At 41.8% G+C, this 17,281-nt stretch carries 20 protein-coding genes and 1 pseudogene; 13 read left to right on the top strand and 8 right to left on the bottom strand.

Annotated elements, in window-relative coordinates:
* The first annotated feature begins 1 nt into the window (after window position 1).
* From JCM10512_RS16915 to JCM10512_RS24665, 12 genes and pseudogenes are all read left to right on the top strand, one after another.
* A complete protein-coding gene (locus JCM10512_RS16915; protein WP_044164848.1) occupies window positions 2–1,312 on the top strand; it encodes an MFS transporter in 1,311 nt (436 codons plus the stop codon).
* Window positions 1,313–1,368: 56 nt separating this feature from the next.
* Window positions 1,369–2,507, top strand: a pseudogene (galK, locus tag JCM10512_RS16910) (galactokinase); the annotation flags it as partial.
* Window positions 2,508–2,601: 94 nt separating this feature from the next.
* Entirely contained in the window at window positions 2,602–3,165 is a 564-nt protein-coding gene (locus JCM10512_RS16905) for a Crp/Fnr family transcriptional regulator (protein ID WP_044164847.1), read from the top strand.
* Window positions 3,166–3,238: 73 nt separating this feature from the next.
* Window positions 3,239–3,562, top strand: a complete 324-nt coding sequence (locus JCM10512_RS16900) for a DMT family transporter (RefSeq protein WP_044164871.1) — start codon at window positions 3,239–3,241, stop codon at window positions 3,560–3,562.
* A 123-nt stretch (window positions 3,563–3,685) separates the two neighbouring features.
* A complete protein-coding gene (locus tag JCM10512_RS16895; protein WP_044164846.1) occupies window positions 3,686–4,150 on the top strand; it encodes a cupin domain-containing protein in 465 nt (154 codons plus the stop codon).
* Window positions 4,151–4,242: 92 nt separating this feature from the next.
* The gene (locus tag JCM10512_RS16890; RefSeq protein WP_044164845.1) at window positions 4,243–4,476 is read left to right on the top strand and encodes a YecH family metal-binding protein; all 234 of its coding nucleotides are present in this window, start codon (window positions 4,243–4,245) and stop codon (window positions 4,474–4,476) included.
* 203 nt (window positions 4,477–4,679) lie between these two features.
* Window positions 4,680–5,483: an SEL1-like repeat protein gene (locus JCM10512_RS16885; RefSeq protein ID WP_044164844.1), complete on the top strand. Its 804-nt coding sequence runs from the start codon at window positions 4,680–4,682 to the stop codon at window positions 5,481–5,483.
* Window positions 5,484–5,560: 77 nt separating this feature from the next.
* On the top strand, window positions 5,561–6,061 hold the full coding sequence (gene eco, locus JCM10512_RS16880) for a serine protease inhibitor ecotin (RefSeq protein WP_148298456.1): 501 nt from the start codon (window positions 5,561–5,563) through the stop codon (window positions 6,059–6,061).
* Window positions 6,062–6,169: 108 nt separating this feature from the next.
* A complete protein-coding gene (locus JCM10512_RS16875) occupies window positions 6,170–6,502 on the top strand; it encodes a zinc ribbon domain-containing protein YjdM (RefSeq protein WP_044164841.1) in 333 nt (110 codons plus the stop codon).
* 687 nt (window positions 6,503–7,189) lie between these two features.
* Complete coding sequence (locus JCM10512_RS16870; protein WP_148298455.1) at window positions 7,190–8,263, top strand: hypothetical protein; 1,074 nt, start codon at window positions 7,190–7,192, stop codon at window positions 8,261–8,263.
* Between the two features lie 176 nt (window positions 8,264–8,439).
* Window positions 8,440–9,072, top strand: a complete 633-nt coding sequence (locus JCM10512_RS16865; protein WP_044164839.1) for a Type 1 glutamine amidotransferase-like domain-containing protein — start codon at window positions 8,440–8,442, stop codon at window positions 9,070–9,072.
* Between the two features lie 402 nt (window positions 9,073–9,474).
* The gene (locus tag JCM10512_RS24665) at window positions 9,475–9,600 is read left to right on the top strand and encodes a hypothetical protein (protein ID WP_262482619.1); all 126 of its coding nucleotides are present in this window, start codon (window positions 9,475–9,477) and stop codon (window positions 9,598–9,600) included.
* 12 nt (window positions 9,601–9,612) lie between these two features.
* Here the strand turns inward: JCM10512_RS24665 and JCM10512_RS16860 are convergent, their stop codons facing one another.
* The 3 genes from JCM10512_RS16860 to JCM10512_RS16850 are packed head-to-tail and all read right to left on the bottom strand — an operon-like array spanning window position 9,613 to window position 11,186.
* Window positions 9,613–10,197, bottom strand: coding sequence for a nitroreductase family protein (locus tag JCM10512_RS16860; RefSeq protein ID WP_044164870.1), 585 nt, complete (start codon window positions 10,195–10,197; stop codon window positions 9,613–9,615).
* A gap of 46 nt (window positions 10,198–10,243) precedes the next feature.
* Window positions 10,244–10,876, bottom strand: coding sequence for a flavodoxin family protein (locus JCM10512_RS16855; RefSeq protein WP_044164869.1), 633 nt, complete (start codon window positions 10,874–10,876; stop codon window positions 10,244–10,246).
* A 16-nt stretch (window positions 10,877–10,892) separates the two neighbouring features.
* Window positions 10,893–11,186 carry a Dabb family protein gene (locus JCM10512_RS16850; protein ID WP_044164838.1) on the bottom strand — a complete coding sequence of 98 codons (294 nt, stop codon included), beginning with the start codon at window positions 11,184–11,186 and terminating at the stop codon, window positions 10,893–10,895.
* 165 nt (window positions 11,187–11,351) lie between these two features.
* Between JCM10512_RS16850 and JCM10512_RS16845 the strand changes: the two genes are divergently transcribed.
* Complete coding sequence (locus JCM10512_RS16845) at window positions 11,352–12,206, top strand: helix-turn-helix domain-containing protein (protein ID WP_044164837.1); 855 nt, start codon at window positions 11,352–11,354, stop codon at window positions 12,204–12,206.
* Window positions 12,207–12,496: 290 nt separating this feature from the next.
* Here JCM10512_RS16845 and JCM10512_RS16840 read toward each other — a convergent pair whose 3' ends face one another.
* From JCM10512_RS16840 to JCM10512_RS16820, 5 genes are all read right to left on the bottom strand, one after another.
* On the bottom strand, window positions 12,497–13,432 hold the full coding sequence (locus JCM10512_RS16840; protein ID WP_044164835.1) for a HipA domain-containing protein: 936 nt from the start codon (window positions 13,430–13,432) through the stop codon (window positions 12,497–12,499).
* Window positions 13,422–13,757 (bottom strand): HipA N-terminal domain-containing protein, encoded by a 336-nt coding sequence (locus tag JCM10512_RS16835; RefSeq protein ID WP_044164834.1) that lies wholly within the window; start codon window positions 13,755–13,757, stop codon window positions 13,422–13,424. Before JCM10512_RS16835 ends, JCM10512_RS16840 begins: the two co-directional genes overlap by 11 nt.
* The gene (locus tag JCM10512_RS16830) at window positions 13,754–13,975 is read right to left on the bottom strand and encodes a helix-turn-helix transcriptional regulator (protein ID WP_044164868.1); all 222 of its coding nucleotides are present in this window, start codon (window positions 13,973–13,975) and stop codon (window positions 13,754–13,756) included. The genes JCM10512_RS16835 and JCM10512_RS16830 overlap by 4 nt, the downstream gene beginning before the upstream one ends.
* A 241-nt stretch (window positions 13,976–14,216) precedes the next feature.
* The gene (locus tag JCM10512_RS16825; RefSeq protein WP_044164833.1) at window positions 14,217–15,182 is read right to left on the bottom strand and encodes a glycoside hydrolase family 43 protein; all 966 of its coding nucleotides are present in this window, start codon (window positions 15,180–15,182) and stop codon (window positions 14,217–14,219) included.
* 2 nt (window positions 15,183–15,184) lie between these two features.
* A complete protein-coding gene (locus JCM10512_RS16820) occupies window positions 15,185–17,167 on the bottom strand; it encodes an alpha-L-arabinofuranosidase family protein (RefSeq protein WP_044164832.1) in 1,983 nt (660 codons plus the stop codon).
* Window positions 17,168–17,281: the final 114 nt, after the last annotated feature.

Raw genomic sequence — 17,281 nt, 5'->3', positions numbered from 1 at the left:
CATGACACAAGAAAGAAAGAATGGTAATCTCATCGCGATTATTACGATGATTTTCCTTTTCGGTATGATTTCATTTGTTACAAACCTCGCTGCTCCAATGGGGATTGTGTTGAAAAACCAATTCTCCGTATCCAATGCACTGGGTATGCTGGGAAACTTCGGTAACTTTATTGCTTATGCCGTAATGGGTATTCCGAGTGGTATCTTATTACAGCGCGTAGGCTATAAGAAAACAGCACTCATTGCAGTAGCTGTCGGCTTTATCGGAGTGGGAATCCAGTTCCTATCCGGACATTCAAGCCCGGAAATGGCTTTTGCTGTTTATCTGACAGGTGCATTCGTTGCAGGTTTTTCCATGTGTTTGCTTAACACTGTGGTAAATCCGATGTTGAACAAACTTGGCGGTGAAGGAAACAAGGGAAATCAGCTGATTCAGGTCGGTGGCTCTTTCAACTCCGTAATGGCTACCATCACTCCGATGTTTGTAGGTATCCTTATTGCCGGATCAATTGAAAAAGCAACCATTTCTCAGATATTCCCTGTAATGTACACTGCGATGGCTGTGTTTGCATTCGCTTTCTTCGTATTGTTGTTTGTTCCGATACCGGAGCCTAACGCAGCTACATCAACCGAACCTATCGGCAGACTGATGGCGGGTGCATTAAAGTTCCGTCACTTTGTATTGGGAGCTGTTGCCATCTTCGTATATGTAGGTATTGAAGTTGGTGTACCGGGTACATTAAATCTATTCTTGACCGACCCATTGGAAAAAGGTGGTGCAGGCATTCCTTCCACAATCTCTGGTTTCGTAGTAGGAACTTACTGGTTCTTGATGCTTATCGGACGTTTGGCCGGTGCTTCACTGGGAGCTAAGATTTCCAGTAAAGCTATGGTAACTTTCACATCCGGACTAGGCTTAATTTTAGTACTCCTTGCCATCTTCTCTTCCACAGGAACAATGATCGACTTACCTGTACTTCAACAAGGTGCTACCGGAAGTTTGTCTTTCGGACTTGCCAAAGTGCCTATTAATGCCATGTATCTGGTATTAGTTGGTCTGTGTACTTCTATCATGTGGGGCGGTATCTTCAACTTGGCTGTTGAAGGATTGGGCAAATATCTTGCTGCTGCTTCCGGCTTGTTCATGGTATTAGTTTGTGGTGGTGGTATCCTACCGATTCTCCAAGGTTGGGTTGCCGACGTGGCTGGTTTCATGCCGAGCTACTGGGTAATCATTGTTGCTCTTGGATATCTGTTGTTCTACGGCCTAATTGGTTGCAAGAATGTCAACAAAGACATTCCGGTAGAATAATATATTGTATTAGATAAAGGTATTAAGATTTATTTATCAATTAAACTGTAAATATCATGGATATAGAACACGTAAGAAGCCGTTTTGCGAAACATTTCGACGGAGCTACCGGAGCTGTTTATGCTTCGCCGGGCCGTATCAACCTTATCGGCGAACATACCGACTACAATGGTGGATTCGTATTCCCCGGCGCGGTAGACAAAGGAATGATTGCTGAAATCAGACCTAACGGAACCGATCAGGTTAAGGCTTACTCCATCGACTTGAAAGATTATGTAGAATTCGGACTTAATGAAGAAGATGCTCCACGTGCAAGCTGGGCGAGATATATTTTCGGTGTATGCCGTGAAATGATCAAACGCGGTGTAGACGTGAAAGGTTTCGACACAGCTTTCTCGGGCGATGTGCCTCTAGGTGCTGGTATGTCTTCATCGGCCGCATTGGAAAGTACATACGCTTTCGCTTTGAACGAATTGTTTGGCGATAACAAAATAGACAAATTCGAACTTGCCAAAGTTGGACAGGCTACTGAACATAACTACTGCGGTGTAAATTGCGGTATCATGGACCAGTTCGCTTCTATATTTGGTAAAGCCGGTAGCTTGATCCGTTTGGATTGCCGCTCACTGGAATACGAATATTTCCCATTTAATCCGGAAGGCTACCGTTTGGTATTGCTCGACTCGGTTGTAAAACACGAACTAGCTTCGTCTGCATACAACAAACGTCGTCAAAGCTGTGAATCGGCAGTAGCTGCTATCCAGAAGAAACATGCACATGTAGAGTTCCTACGTGATTGTACCATGGAGATGTTGGAAGAAGCAAAAGCTGATATCAGCGCGGAGGACTATATGCGTGCCGAATATGTGATTGAAGAAATCCAACGTGTACTCGATGTTTGCGACGCACTCGAAAAAGGTGATTACGAAACAGTGGGACAAAAGATGTACGAAACTCATCACGGCATGAGCAAGCTTTACGAAGTAAGCTGCGAAGAACTCGACTTCCTGAACGATTGCGCTAAAGAATGCGGCGTAACAGGTTCTCGTGTTATGGGCGGTGGCTTCGGTGGCTGTACCATCAACTTAGTAAAAGACGAACTATACGATACTTCGTTAAAAAAGCACAGGAAGCTTTCAAAGCTAAATTCGGCAAAAGCCCGAAAGTGTACGACGTTGTGATTGGTGACGGTTCACTCGTTTGGCATAATACGCACAATCGACAAATAATACAGAGGGCTGTCCAACTTCGGGCAGCCCTTACTATTTAAACCATTGAAAAGAAAAAGGATGAACGCAATAGACCTTATTAATAAAATATATACCCTCCCTTCCGAATCGGGCCGTCGGCTGGAGGAGTTTATCACGGAAGCTACTTTTCCTAAAGGACACATTCTGTTAAGGGAGAACAAAATAGAGCGGGATATATACTTTATTAAGCAAGGGATTGTTCGTGCATACACATGCAAAGATGGAGACGAGGTTACTTTTTGGTTCGGCAAAGAGGGGGAAGTGATTCTCTCGATGAGAAGCTATATCCAAAACCAAAAGAGTTACGAGACTATCGAACTGCTGGAAGATTGCCTGTTGTACAAACTCCCCACCGATCAATTGCAACAACTATTCCGGGAAGATATCCATATAGCCAACTGGGGGCGCAAACTAGCCGAACAGGAGCTTATCCAAACAGAGAAAAGACTCATTTCCCGCCAGTTCAGCACAGCCGCCGAACGTTATGAGGAATTGATTCAGCATGATCCTCAACTGCTTCAACGCGTACAACTGGGACACATCGCTTCCTACCTGGGCATTACCCAAGTGAGTCTGAGCCGCATTCGCGCCGGCATCAAATAAAGTACCCTTCATTATTTATCATTTGTAAAAAACCGCCGCCCGCATTTTGCCTACCTTTGTCGCTAAAAAGAAGATGAACTGGATTATATTAGTTATAGCCGGGCTATTTGAAGTAGCCTTCGCATTTTGTTTAGGTAAGGCCAAAGTCGTAACAGGCAACGACGTTTACTGGTGGTACGGTGGTTTTCTCGTAACACTCACAATCAGCATGACCCTATTGATGAAAGCGACTCAACAGCTACCGATAGGCACGGCATACGCCGTATGGACAGGTATTGGGGCCGTAGGAACGGTGTTAGTGGGTATCTTTATTTTCAAAGAACCGGCCTCATTCTGGCGTATTTTATTCCTCATTACACTGATCAGTTCCATCATCGGATTGAAATATGTATCGTAGCTAACAACCCGGCTTCAGCCGCAATTCAACTCTTTTGAACTTTTTTTTTTTGTTTTGATTCCCGCATACAATTTGTATATTTGCATATCAGAGCAGTCTATCAAAACAAAAAAACGTACAATTATGAATGCAGCAGCTTGGATTAAGCATCTCGATCTACGACTTCATCCCGAAGGTGGATACTATAAAGAGATATACCGCGCCGAACCCATATCCGATGACAGTAAGGCTTCTGTCACCTCCATATATTACTTATTGGAAGATAATCAGAAATCCGCATTTCACCGGCTCAAGTCGTCTGAAGTATGGTACTATCACACCGGCTATCCTTTGATGTTATACATTATCCATCCGGATGGTGAACTGACTACCCACTTGATGAATGCCGATCCTGCCGGCGAACAGCAGGTAGCCATTGCACCGGGATGTTGGTTTGCCGCCGAACTTCCCTCCCACTTCGGGTATGCATTGGTCAGTTGTGCCGTTGCTCCCGCTTTCAGTTTCGATGATTTCGAACTGGGAAGCTTTAAAGCATTATCGCAACTGTATCCACAGCACGAAGAGTTGCTGGAACGCTTGTGCAAATAAACTTTTTCTATTCCTTGTAACATAAGTTACAGAGCCATTCGGATAACAAGCTCTATCTTTGTCGCAGTTAAATGAATTAAAAGCTCAAAAGTATGGAACAGTTACATGCACATGAAGTCCTCCACATGATGGAAGGCAACAGTTATAGCATCGCGTCACTCAAAGAAGCGATTATCGAAAAGTTCGGCAAAGAACAACGTTTTCACGCCTGTTCTGCTGACAATATGGATGTAGACGACCTAATCGTCTTTCTGCAAAACAAAGGAAAGTTTATGCCTGCTGACAATGGTTTTACGGTAGACATAACTAAAGTTTGCGATCACTAATCTCTCCAACGAGAATACATAGTCAAATTTCGCAAGCCATCAGTCTGCTAACAGATTGAACGGCTTGCGAAATTTTAGTTTATCCCCCTTCCCTCGCATCACTCGTCAAAGCGCATTAGGTAGTGATATTAATTGAAAGGACTTCTTTATTCATTGAAAAAGGATATATTTGTACGATATAAACTATTCTGAACTAAAGACCAATGAATCAAATTAAACTATTCGTTCTGACTATTCTTTCTCTTTTCGGCATAAACAGTGCCGCTTATGCTCAAGAATGTTCTATTACGTTATCGGGAACTTACCAGTTTCATCCTCAAGGAAACGATGCGACTTTGTATAATAGCTTCGTTTTCGATGGTGCCGGAAAGGTCGATATTCAGAGTTTGAGCCATGCAAAAGGTGACTTCTTTCAGGTAGGCGATACTGTGATTATTTATCCCGACCGAAGCACTTTTATCTTTTTGCTAAAAGACGAAAACACATTGGTGGGTATTAGCACATGGGTTGAGGATTTGATTTACAAAAGAATGGAAAACGACACGGTTGCGCCTCCGGCAGTAATTCGGGACCCACGTTATGCTTCACTCTTTTATGAATATTACAAGCTGACCAACCGAGAGGCGCCTACGCTTTTCACCTATATGAATATCAATACCGATACTACGCTTCGCGAATCGATGGAACGGCTATGCGACGAAGGTTTACCAAGAGCCTGCATAACCATGGCTAATGCGTTTATGCTCAGCAGCCCGGAGTTACTGTCTTTATTACACGACCCTAGCGAGGTGAAAGAGAAATCAGCTCCTAACAAGGAGGTCTTAAATTATTTCGCAAAAGCAATCGAACTGAATGAGTTGGATGCCATTGCACAGCTAGGAGCCTATCTTCTATTGCTCGGTCACAAAGAAGAAGCAATCAATATTTTTGAGAAAGGATGTGAACTTGGACATGCAGGATGCTGCTTCTCACTAGCCGGAATCGAATTACAACCGGACGAAGAATAAGCAGGCCCTGAAAACAATTCCCACCACTCATATGTTATTCAGTTGGTAATTCATGTAAAATATAAAGAATAATGAAAATGAAAAATCTATCTACATTCAGTTTAGCTTTAATAGCAATCTGTTTTTTCTCATTCATCGGAGTTGCTGCCCAAGCACAAAACAATAAGAAGAGTGAAAGCGAAAAAGCGCTCGAGGCTTTCCCCGCTGCGAAGACCGGTATGGTGAGACACATCATCCAGGTTAAGCCACAGAAAGATGAATCGGCGTTCCAGGTAGAGATCATACCGGGCAAAACAATGCTTGTGGATTGCAATCGTCACCAACTGATGGGTACACTCGAGCAAAAAGACCTGCAAGGTTGGGGCTATAATTACTATGACTTCTCTTCCGACGGTAAAACGATTTCTACTTTAATGGGTTGCAATCAGCCGGACGAATACCGATTTGTTCAGTCAAGAACTCTAATTGTGAGATACAACAGCCGACTGCCAATTGTAGTCTATGCGCCCGAAGGCTTTGACATCAAGTATAAAGTATGGAAAGCTGACAAAAAAATGTCCGATTCGGTTATCAAGTAATATCGAAAAATCGTTCTCGTAAACAAGTTGATTCTCATTCCACGCTCGATGGTGATTTGCCCAATACTTATATTTGTAGTATCTTTGCGCAAAACATTATAAAAAATTATGAGCGAAATTACCGTATGCCCACAATGTAGCGTAGATAACTGCTACTTTGACGGCACATTGAATGTATGCCCCGATTGTAGTCATGAGTGGAATGAAGGATCAGAAAGTGATGAAGAGACAACTGCTGTTGTCCGAGACAGTAACGGAACTATTTTAGTGGATGGTGATGCGGTGACGGTTATCAAAGACTTGAAAGTAAAAGGATCGTCAATGGTCATTAAACGCGGTACGAAAGTGAAAAGTATCAAGCTTACCGATAACGTTGAAGAGGTTGATTGTCGAATCGATGGAACTAGCATGGTACTGAAAACTTGTTTCCTCAAGAAGTAACACAGCAGTAAAGGTACCATCAAGTCTATTCTAGTACTAATAAAGATAGTTTCTAGTACTAATAAAATTGTTTTTATCAAATAGATAACTGCTTTTTGGTTACCAACAATCTATAATTGAAGGCTTTGATTTTATAAATGAAGCTTTCAATTTTATAAACCACGCTTTTGTTTATATAAACAGAAGCGTGGTTTATAGTTTATATATAGTCGACAGGATGTTAGCGGCAGCAAATAAGAACTTATCCAGCGATGGATCGGAAGTTATCTATTACTAGTTTAAGGCCAAACAATAGGACATCGAACCTCATTGAACAGAACCCCGACACACAGCAAACAGACAAAGAAGTACATTTCCAACATTTGCATGGCAATGTTATAGCATAAGAGATGGCAAAAACAATCAAATTAGTATGAGAGATAGGCAAAATTGAATGAGAGATACCCCTTTTGAAGCCCTTTTTTACCTCAAAATGATGAGAGATAGCCTGTTTGAAAAGTATCTCTCATTCAATAAAACATTTATTATCAGGATATTAAGGTAAAAAGAATGAGACTATGAGAGATAAAAAAAAATCTTTCTAGTAGAGGGGAGAGAGATAAAGAGTAGCAATTATAGATTATAATAGAAATAGTTTTACTATCTTAGCAACCAACGACAATTAATCCTACTAAAACCCCAAGCAACATGAGAAACCTATTACAGTTAACCACCCTTATGGCAATGTGTATCCTCATCTTATCCTGCCAAAAGGAAAGGCCTGCCAGCAATGCATCTATCGTTGTAAATGAGTTCCCTATCAACCTGAAACTTACTCCAACCATAGCTCCTGAGTTTGATGAAGAAATAGGGCTTATATCTATTAGCAAAGTCGGTAAGTATATCTTAGCCACAAAAGCGAAACAAGATTACTTTTTTACAATTTTCGATTCCGAGCATACTAAACTAATTGATATATGCCGCAAAGGGAATGGTCCTAATGAGTTTATAGCTCCCATCTACCTGGAACAATATGAAGTGATCGGCGGTGAAACGAAAATATGGGTACTTGAACGGGTAACAAACACTTTTTGCTTAATAAATATAGAGCAAACTATCAAAGAAAAGGAACTAGTTATTGATAACCAGTATGACTTTCACAAACTAAACAAAACTGAATTACGACATCTATTCCAGATCAATGATAGTATATTTATCGGAACGGCCCAATGCAGCGAATCGTTAGAATTCAAAGTCACGATATTCAATATAAAGAATAATACAGTTACACCCAAAGATAACTTTCTTCCTTTTATCGAAGATGCCCCTGCACAAAACTATCAACTAACTCAAAACTGGCTTTCTCTAAAGCCTGATAAGAGTGCTTTTGTTTCCTCTTTTTCCCAAATACCGGAACTCGATTTATATAAAATATCCGGAGAAAGGTACCTATCTTTGTTTTATAAAGAGATTTTAACTCCTGCCGACCTTTTAAAAACAGACACTTCTGTTGAAAGAGACGAATTAGGACAAACATATGCTACCGATTCTTATATCTATGCACTCTCCACCGATTGGAAAGAGCAAGGTCTGTACGAGTATTACATACTTGTATTCAATTGGGATGGCAAACCGATCGTTCGGCTGAAAATAGCTCCAACCGATAGCTTCTTCGTCGATGAAGAAAGTCGCAAGATCTATACGGTTTGTTTTGAGAAAGATGAAGGCAATGTGATGACATACGATCTTCCCGATTTAACCCAAACAGTCTCAGCAGAGTAAAGAGATGCACCCCGCACGAACAAAATCAGGTGAAACAATTTTCTAATTAAATCTTCAAAAAAGAGACGGTAGTGAGGTCGATTTATCAGCAATTGAATGTATATTTGCCATAAAGAATCCGGAGACCCCGTAAAAATGTGGGTCTCTATATCCATTCATTCTAAAGAGAAAAAACAATGAAAAAGCTATTTCTAACGTCTGCGTTCACAGAAGTAGCTGCTTTATTAGCAGCCACTGTCAATGAAGATCTCCAAGGAAAGACAGTTACGTTTATCCCTACGGCAAGCATTCCCGAATCAGTCACGTTCTATGTTGGAGCAGGCAAGAGAGCACTTAAAAAGCTCGGGCTGATAGTCGACGAACTGGAGCTGACTACCGCTAGCACGGAAGAGATTGCACAGAAGTTGAAAGCGAACGATTATATCTATGTAACAGGTGGTAATACATTTTTCCTTCTTCAGGAGTTAAAAAGAACAGGAGCCGATAAGATACTGATCGAACAAATCAATAATGGGAAGTTATACATCGGAGAGTCGGCGGGATCAATCATCATGGCATCTCAGATTGAGTATGTGAAAGACATGGACGATTGCAGCGAAGCTAAGGATCTGGAAGATTTCTCCGCACTTAACATCGTGGACTTCTATCCGTTGCCCCACCACACCAACTTTCCTTTCAAGAAAGCTGTGGAGAAGATTATCGCTAAATATGAAACGGAGTTAAAGCTCTATCCTTTTAGTAATTCACAGGTCCTATTCGTTGATGGTGCCAGCGGAAAGGAGATAGAGGTTATCACGAAGCAGAAGTAGAGATATTCAGTAACTATAAATACACGCTTGCTTTCAGAAGAAGATGAAAGTCGTGTTTATCCTGGTTACTATTACCTGTAAATTACCCAGCAACCTACTTTAGTGTACCAACGTAACTGCTGATAACCACCAATATTAGCATATAGTATTGGTGGTTATCAGCAGTTCGTTATAAGAAACAATCAACAGCACAAAGGAAACTATGACAGGAGTAGTAACGACCAGCCACTGAGCCCCATACATAAGTAGTGGACCAAATGGCATTTTATCGTTTACGCTATATCAGAAATTCATAGAATCTGCATATTTTACTTTTCATACTATTGCCAGCGTATTGTGTATCATATAAATAAATTCACTACATGCCTGAATAGGTCCACTGCATAGTATTCCGTATCGGTTATGAATATTCTGACACACGGCTCTTTCACTTGGAACTTCCTGTTTTTACAAAAGATGTTTTATCAAGATGTCACTCCTCCCCATCTGAATCGGATTGGTAGTGCAGGCATTTGGAATTACACATAAACGTATTTTTTCCTAAGGTTGACCATAACGACCGAAGTGCTGTTTGTCAAAATTCAATTCACTATCATCATGTGCAGGCGTATCGGTTATTTTGTGACCTAAAGAGATATAACAAAGCACTTCGAAGCGATTAGGTATATCAAGCAATGCCTTGATTTCATCACTGGCAGAACGTTGTTGACCACTGCGTAGGTGTATCTGATTCCAACAAGCCCCCAGCCCCTCAGCCTCTGCGGCGAGGAGGACATAAGTAGCTGAAACCGAAGCATCCTCTACCCAAAGTTCACCTTCGGCTGTTGTGGTATCAGTGATCACCACGATGGTTGCGGCAGACTGTGCGACAGAAGGGGCACCCATACGCTTACAGGCAGCTAACTTTTTAAGCATTTCTTTATCATCTACTACCACAAACTCTGTAGTGTGCTTTCCATAAGAGGAAGGTGCATACTGAGCCACGTGAAGGATACGCTTTAGTGCAGCCCGATCTATTTTCTTATCGGCATATCGACGCACGGAACGGCGTGACTTTACCAGTTCAAGCAGAGATTTGTCGTCACTCTCTTGTTTCGTCCGAGCATTTGTACAAGATGTTGTCATAAATAGCATGAATAATAATAGAATAAAATATCTTATTGTCATTTTTTTAGCGAATGAAATTGGTTGGTGTAAATTCTTCTCGCTCAGGGGCGTCCAGCCCATTCTCCCTGCCCAGAGCAAAGCATTTTAGCATCCATGCCATATTGTTACCCAATAGACGCATGATTTGCAGTCCCTCCTTGTCTTGCTCGACCTCTTCGGGAGTGTTTCCGTGTACTTCATTCCAATACTGAGAGGGAACAATAGGCATAGAGCTGAAAGCTAAATACTTGTTGAGTTGATCAAAGGTAGCGGTGGCACCGGCACGCCGGCTGCTGGTAATAACTGCGGCTGGTTTGCCCTTGAATATATTCTGGCCAAAACCGCCTGCAAAGAACACACGATCCATAAAAGTCGTCATTGTACCAGTCGCTGAGGCGAAGTGTACCGGCGAACCAAAGATGAAACCGTCATACAAACCGGCTATCTCCAAAAACTCGTTCACTCGGTCTCTGTGAACACACTTACCGCCAAGTTTCATGCAGCTATAACATCCGGTGCAGCTTTGCAGAGGTGAATTACCCACCCAAAAGAAGTCAATTTCTATCCCCTGTTTCTTCAGAGTTTCTGCTATTTCTTGTAGAGCTCGGTTCACACAACCATTTTTATGAGGACCGCCATTTATCATCAGTACTTTCATTTGTATTTTCTTTATATTAATATTCAATCTGATATCCACATGATTTCTCTAAGTCAAATACTTCAGAAGCCACCTCATCGAGTGCTGTATGTTCAGCGCTCGTGACAAAAGCTTCCCAATCTGATTTGTTTTTAAAGTCGGCTATTACAATCAGTACTTCCTGAGGTGTGTACCACTGTAAATTGCGACCAATAGTAACCGACTTGGCTTGAGGAAGGGTCTTCAATACCTGAAGGGCATCTAAACGGGCTTCAATAGTTTCTTCACTGATGCCTTCTTTTACTACTCCATTAAAAATGTGTCTGTACATACTAATATATTTAATTGTTTTTATTACTTGTGCAAAGGTAATCTGCAATGGCCATAACCCCGTTATCCATTTCTATTCATTATTTATCCATTCCTACACGATTATTGTTTTTATGTGTTTTTTCAATGAAAAGAGTTATCTTTGTATTCATAATCCATGTGTATTATGACTAAAAAGATAAAAGAAGTACAACTTATATCCATCAGCGACTTGCTGGATATTGAAAAATATAAGGAGAATGGCGCATATTTCTGTGAACGCTTTGGGATTATGATGAACTTGGGAGATGTTCCGGAAAATGAATGGATGAATCCATATCAGCCGTACCGTTCAAAAGAATGGCGTATAGCAAGAATAACAAGCGGGGTGAGCAAATATATCATTAATTTGCAAGAACATGTGCTGCAAAAGAATACGATCCATATTCTACCTCCCGGAACTTTAGTGATGAAAGTTTCGCAAAGCGACGACCTCTCCGCGGAGTTTCTCTCCATTTATGATTTGGATGAACTAAATTCACGTATTCCGCAAGGTCATACATTATATTATACGGCAGATGAGGAGACAGGGTTGCGTTTTCATGAATATTACAAACTCATTTTGCGTATGACTCAAGATTCACGCACGCCTTTCACCTCCATACGTCTTACAGCATTTGCATTAGCCGAAGATATGATCTCCCAACAAGAAGAGATACAGGGTAAAAACAAAGATAAAATAAAGCTCAACCGCCACCAGTTACTTAATGACCAGTTTATGGAATTGCTTAATCAACAGGGAACGCTCAAGCATGAAATCCGCTTTTACTCCGATCTGTTGTTTGTAACGCCCAATTACCTGAGCAATGTAGTGAAAGAGATCAGCGGACAAACTGTTTCTTGGTGGATTAATTATATGGTAGTAATGGAAGCCAAGATGCTTCTGCTTCACAGTAATCTACAAATAGGTGAGATTGCGACCGGCTTGGCTTTTCAAATCTTCCTTTCTTCAGTAGGTTCTTCAAGCGTGAAACAGGAATGACGGCAGTAGCATTTCAAAAACAGTTCAGCTAAACAAGTTCTACGAGCAACAGACTCAAATGGTTAATATGTAATAACACTTGAATCCCAAAGTCAATATTTGATTTCACGGACATATTTCCGTTCGTTAATTGTCTTTTTTACAAAGTACACATAGAAAGAATTGTAGGTAGCAATTACAATATAGAAAAATATAGGATGGCGAATATATGCAGTTTACTCGTTTCTAAATCGTTACCCATTATAGAACAGACCTTTTACTATATCCATGAGGCTATCTATATTATATCTCTATATTCTATTTTGAATAAGCTCCTTGTACTCCTCCTTCATCTCCTCGTTCAGAAATGACTTATCAATAAACTCTAGCCATTGAGGAACAATCTTTTCAAATTTAGAAAAGATGTTTTCTCCCACTTTTTTATCCAAACCTGAATTGGCAAAAGCGGTTTCAAAATCAGATCGCTTCAGTTTTCTCTTTTTCCCATTAAGATTAAGAGCTAGTTCCTCCGTATCTTCTGGCATCACTAGCTTTGTCGAAAGCATATCATAAGCAGGAGTCAACGAATAGAAACCTTTTTGAGTACTGTATAGCGAAAAGTTCTTCAAGTGCATATCGGAATTTCCAGTCAGCCAACAAAAATAGACTTGTTCCCAAAAGTTAACCAGATCCAACATAGGGACATTGGAGTATTTTGAGATTAACTTAGCTATTTGTTCATAAGAACCTTTGTACTTATACTCGGTCAATCGTTCAGCGAGTTGGCACATATCTTCCATCGGAAACTTATTTCCGTGCTCATCCCGATCGATACGGCGAGTGATATAACAAAGTTCACCATCAGCAAACCGAATTAACGAATGAGGTACGGTTTTAATTTTAGCTATTTCAGCAAGATGCATCGTTAAGTCTTCCAATTCGGGCAGATTTGGATACAAATCTGTTTGAGGCTTTAAGATGTATCTCCCCCATACGCCTACAATCGTAAAGCGTTTCGGATCATTTTTCTTTTCCGATGACTCTATATCTAAAGACAACTTTGGCTGTACGCCGGTTATAGTCGTTTGACTGCGTACTACTTTTTCTGCCAAGCCAGCAATATTATCCTTTGTATACGGTAACTCAGGAACAGTTGTTGTCCCGAATATATTTTTCGCACAAGCAGGATGAAAGTCCGTTTGCCCTTCTTCCAAATCCTGATAGCAATACAAACATCTATTCTTCATCGTTTTCATTTTTTACAGATGCAACACTAACAGCCCCAATACAATCTTTACAGCAAGCCAATAACAACGACATTCGATCTCGTTGACTTATTTTCCAACTGCGTTCTGCGATATCCAAGAGCCAACCCTCAGGTATTAAACCATCAAAGAATGGAAACAATACTTTATCGTGATAGGGTTCGTTTTTCAAAGGCATCGTTAAGCTAATCGCTTCCGAAGCCGCATCATTTAAGTAATCGGAATCGTACTGAAAAGTAAAACCGTTCTCATCTTCGGTCAGCATTCCTGCTAACTTATCGTGCATATATATTTTAGCCTGTTTCATAATCCGAATTTACTTCTATCCATTGGAGCGGGGGTAAGTTCCGCACCAAATAGATTTAATACTTGATTGACTTTATCCATTCGCAGAGTTTGTTTGCCTTGTTCCAGCTCACGAACAAAACGAAGTCCGACCCCTGCCTTTTCAGAGAGGTCGACTTGCGTTAAGTCATATTGCTTTCGCATTTGCTTAACATAGGCTGACAACGATAACTTTTCCATAATTATACCCTTTTGGGTGCTAATATAGTAAATAATCACAGAAGTACACCTCTTAGGGTATAAAAAGTGATTCAGAATAGCGATTATACCTTTTAGGGGATAATTACGCATGAATTCAAATAGAAAAGGAGGCACCCTTTTGAGACACCTCCTTTGTTGCAAGACAGTCCGAAAACAGTCTTTACACCTACCAAAAACTAAACCTATTAATATCTAACCCTATTATTAATCTTCTAACAAATTATTGTATGCCCTCGGTAGTCATCTGTACGCGTTTCATCGTACCATCTTCGTTGTAATACAAACGGTCGATACAAGTTGACCGACGGAAGCTTCCCCCTGTGGGATTGATGCTACCGTTGTGGTAGATAAAGTACCAATCGCCTTTAAACTCGATGATGGCCTGATGGTTGGTATTCGAATTACCCGCCAATTCGTTCAGTATTCCTTTGTATTCCCAAGGTCCGGTGATGCTGCGACTCATCGCGTAACAGATCTTCTCCGGAAACTCGGACGCATAAGAGAGGTAATACCAATCACCACGTTTGTGAATCCACGGCGCTTCAGTGAAGCGAGGCAAGCTAACGGGAACAATCGGACCGTCTAGCTCAATCATATTCTTTTTCAGCTTGGCGTAGTAACATTGCGTATTTCCCCAAAAGAGGTATGCCTGGCCGTCATCGTCAATAAAGACCGTAGGGTCTATATCATCCCAACTGATCTGTGTATATTGAGTAGTCATATCGTTGGTAACTAAAGCCGAACCACGCGCATCGACAAACGGGCCGATCGGCGAATCGGAAACAGCCACACCGATGGATTTACCCCGAATGGCTTTATGCTCTACCGTAACGTACCAATAAAACTTCCCGTCGCGTTCGATCACCTGACTGGCCCATGCTTCTCCCCTCGCCCAATTGAAATCTGTTGCTTTCAAGGGGATGGGATGCTCGGTCCATGTTTTCAAATCGGACGTAGAGAACACATTCCAATGATTGATCAAGTAATGTTCCTTGGGTGGTGGGCATTCGTCCTCTCCGGCATACAAATACACCTTGTCGCCGTGCACCAAAGCAGCAGGATCGGCTGTATACTTATATTTCACAATCGGATTCCCATTCGCTACGAATGTCGTATCATTCTGCGCTGACAACCCCCAAGAGGTTGCCAGTGCGAATGAGCAAACAATTAATCTAACCCTATTCATTATTATTTCTTTGCAAATTTATAAACAGCGAAAGTCTTCGCTTCCAGTTCCGTGCTGAATGTATTCCCTTCCATGCTCACCGAACTCTCTTGCGGAGTGATAGCCGAAGGCTGTTCAATTGTATTGTCTTTATCCAGATCGAGAGAGCTTAGCTTGATGCACTTTCCATCGGCCAAGACATCTTGCTTCTTCAATCCTTGGAAGTTCAGTGTCAGCGATTGAGCTTTATCCGATGTATTTGCCACTTTAACGATATATTCATTCTTGTTTTTGTCGAATACGGCACTGGCGAAAAGCCCGTTCTGGCCTTCTGCACCCGTCACCGCCTTCTTATCCATCGTAAGCGGAAGTACATTCGTTCCCATGTTATGAGCAAACAACTGTTGCACATAGTAACTTACCGTACGTACAGAGTTCAAGTTATCGAACCAGATCATATCCGGACGCCACTGCCATCCTTCTACATGAGCGAACAGCGGTGCATAAGTAGCCATGTGTACAATGTCAGCATTACGTTCCAAGCCTGTCATGAAAGCCGCTTCCAACAAAGCCGCGTGGAAGTGATTCCATTTCTTTCCCTGACCGTGACAAGCATATTCACCGGCAAACACTTTCGGTCCCTTACGATCGTAGTTATCGTAACGTGCTCCTTGGCTGAGGAACCAGCTTTCCGGACGATAAAAGTGCTCGTCCACCAGATCTGCTTTCAGACGTTTCATTTCCGGCCATAGGTAATCGAACTCTTTGCCTTCCGAGTTTGGACCCGAACTACCGATTATTTGGATTTCAGGATGCGCTTTGCGAATCGCTTTGATGAATGGTTCCAGACGTTCCGGATATTCCTTGCCCCATTGCTCATTACCGACACCTATAAACTTGAGGTTGAACGAAGCGGGGTGTCCCATATCTGCACGTACTTTTCCCCAAGTGGTATTTACATCGCCATTGGCAAATTCAATCAGATCGAGAGCGTCCTGAATATAGCTATCCAGATTGCATACATCGACATGCGCTTTCGCCTCATTATTTTGATACTGACAAGCAAGGCCACAATTCACAATCGGAAGTGGAGCGGCTCCCATCTCTTCAGACAGTAGGAAATATTCATAGAATCCCAGCCCGTAACTTTGGTAATAGTCGGGGAAGAAGCGATGCGCGAAGGTGTACTGCCAACGATTCTCATTCAGCGGACGGTTCTCTACAGGACCAACCGATTTTTTCCAGTCGTAACGAGTATCCAGATCGGTTCCCTCTACAATACAACCGCCCGGAAAACGGAATACACCCGGATGAATATCCGCCAAGGCTTGTGCTAAGTCTTTACGCATTCCATTCTCATGCCCGTTCCAAGTATCAACCGGGAAAAGTGAAACGTGTTCCAGATCGACTGTACCTTTGGAAGCTAAGAAGATACGCAAGGTAGCCTTCGGATTAGTCTCTCCCGGTTTCAGAGTCACTTGATATTTTTTCCATTCTTTAGAATCGATCGTAAGTGTTTCGGCAGAGAAAGCCTGGCGTTCGCCCATTGACTTGGTATCTACCAGTTCGATACGTATTTTCTCACCCGCTCCTCCTTGCGGCAATCGGGCCCATACAGAGAAACGGTATTCTTCACCTTTCTTCACGCCAATACCGAAGAAGCCTTCGTTATCCAATCCGGTATGTTTGTGATCGTGTCCGGGATAAGCGAGACGAACATAGTGTGGATTACGTTCAAACGGTCCGTCGTTCATCAGTTCCACTTTCCCGTACGTATTCCATCCCATCAGATGTTGAGGAAACTCGAAAGAGCGGTTCTTTACCAATTCGGCATACAAGCCACCATCGGCAGCATAGTTAATGTCTTCGAAGAAGAGTCCGTACATGGTCGGTTGTATTTCCGCGCCCAACTTCTTCGTTTGTACCACCAACTCATTGGTTTGCGCATGAAGTGTCATGCTTGTTGATAAGGCCAATACAGCCCATAATTTAGTGTACATATTCATGTTTTTTAGCCTCACCCTCCTTCCTTTCCTTTGCGAAGGACGAACAGGGTTACTCAGGTTAATTAAATTTATATTTCGACTATCTTTTCTTTATACTTGGTTGTACGTATGTTT

This window comes from Bacteroides reticulotermitis JCM 10512, from assembly GCF_000517545.1.
Lineage (GTDB): Bacteria > Bacteroidota > Bacteroidia > Bacteroidales > Bacteroidaceae > Bacteroides > Bacteroides reticulotermitis.
The sequence above is the reverse complement of the archived record's forward strand: the minus strand, read 5'-3'. Positions and strand labels throughout refer to the sequence as shown.

Coding starts and splice junctions, on each gene's coding strand:
- JCM10512_RS16860 (WP_044164870.1), bottom strand. CDS start 10,197: ATGACAACATCTTGTACAAATGCTCGGACGAAACAAGAGAGTGACGAC.
- JCM10512_RS16865 (WP_044164839.1), top strand. CDS start 8,440: ATGAAAAAGCTATTTCTAACGTCTGCGTTCACAGAAGTAGCTGCTTTA.
- JCM10512_RS16850 (WP_044164838.1), bottom strand. CDS start 11,186: ATGTACAGACACATTTTTAATGGAGTAGTAAAAGAAGGCATCAGTGAA.
- JCM10512_RS16855 (WP_044164869.1), bottom strand. CDS start 10,876: ATGAAAGTACTGATGATAAATGGCGGTCCTCATAAAAATGGTTGTGTG.
- JCM10512_RS16840 (WP_044164835.1), bottom strand. CDS start 13,432: ATGAAGAATAGATGTTTGTATTGCTATCAGGATTTGGAAGAAGGGCAA.
- JCM10512_RS16905 (WP_044164847.1), top strand. CDS start 2,602: ATGAACGCAATAGACCTTATTAATAAAATATATACCCTCCCTTCCGAA.
- JCM10512_RS16870 (WP_148298455.1), top strand. CDS start 7,190: ATGAGAAACCTATTACAGTTAACCACCCTTATGGCAATGTGTATCCTC.
- JCM10512_RS16875 (WP_044164841.1), top strand. CDS start 6,170: ATGAGCGAAATTACCGTATGCCCACAATGTAGCGTAGATAACTGCTAC.
- JCM10512_RS16890 (WP_044164845.1), top strand. CDS start 4,243: ATGGAACAGTTACATGCACATGAAGTCCTCCACATGATGGAAGGCAAC.
- JCM10512_RS16915 (WP_044164848.1), top strand. CDS start 2: ATGACACAAGAAAGAAAGAATGGTAATCTCATCGCGATTATTACGATG.
- JCM10512_RS16900 (WP_044164871.1), top strand. CDS start 3,239: ATGAACTGGATTATATTAGTTATAGCCGGGCTATTTGAAGTAGCCTTC.
- JCM10512_RS16830 (WP_044164868.1), bottom strand. CDS start 13,975: ATGGAAAAGTTATCGTTGTCAGCCTATGTTAAGCAAATGCGAAAGCAA.
- JCM10512_RS16885 (WP_044164844.1), top strand. CDS start 4,680: ATGAATCAAATTAAACTATTCGTTCTGACTATTCTTTCTCTTTTCGGC.
- JCM10512_RS16845 (WP_044164837.1), top strand. CDS start 11,352: ATGACTAAAAAGATAAAAGAAGTACAACTTATATCCATCAGCGACTTG.
- JCM10512_RS16820 (WP_044164832.1), bottom strand. CDS start 17,167: ATGAATATGTACACTAAATTATGGGCTGTATTGGCCTTATCAACAAGC.
- JCM10512_RS24665 (WP_262482619.1), top strand. CDS start 9,475: ATGAATATTCTGACACACGGCTCTTTCACTTGGAACTTCCTGTTTTTA.
- JCM10512_RS16835 (WP_044164834.1), bottom strand. CDS start 13,757: ATGAAACAGGCTAAAATATATATGCACGATAAGTTAGCAGGAATGCTG.
- JCM10512_RS16825 (WP_044164833.1), bottom strand. CDS start 15,182: ATGAATAGGGTTAGATTAATTGTTTGCTCATTCGCACTGGCAACCTCT.
- JCM10512_RS16895 (WP_044164846.1), top strand. CDS start 3,686: ATGAATGCAGCAGCTTGGATTAAGCATCTCGATCTACGACTTCATCCC.
- eco (WP_148298456.1), top strand. CDS start 5,561: ATGAAAAATCTATCTACATTCAGTTTAGCTTTAATAGCAATCTGTTTT.